Source organism: Geobacillus sp. G4 (assembly GCF_040327975.1).
Taxonomy (GTDB): Bacteria; Bacillota; Bacilli; order Bacillales; family Anoxybacillaceae; genus Geobacillus; species Geobacillus thermoleovorans.
In genome coordinates this window covers 1-248 of record NZ_JBEPJY010000127.1, presented here as the reverse complement: position 1 = coordinate 248, position 248 = coordinate 1, and the positions used below count along the sequence as shown (strand labels likewise).

1 protein-coding gene is annotated in these 248 nt (G+C 58.9%); it reads right to left on the bottom strand.

The annotated features are described in order from the left end of the window. A partial coding sequence (locus tag ABS784_RS17215) for a hypothetical protein (RefSeq protein WP_352513423.1) occupies window positions 1–248 on the bottom strand: 248 nt, incomplete at both ends.

Sequence of the window (248 nt, the reverse complement as noted above, 5' to 3'; positions counted from 1 at the left end):
AAACCTTCGGATCCTTCAGGCTCTGGTACCACTCGTTGCCCTCGGCGTCCTTCTTCGTAGCTGGAGCAGGGATACCTTCTTTGTTGGAGCTCTCGGAGTCAGTACCCTCGGCGTCGGCTGCGCCTTCAGTGTCAGTCTCGTTTCCAGGGGTCTCAGGATCAGCGCTTTCACCATCCTTTGACTGCTGACGCTCCCAGATGGCGCGAGCTTGATCCTCAGTGAGGGTAGGTACGGTGTCCTCGCCGGCT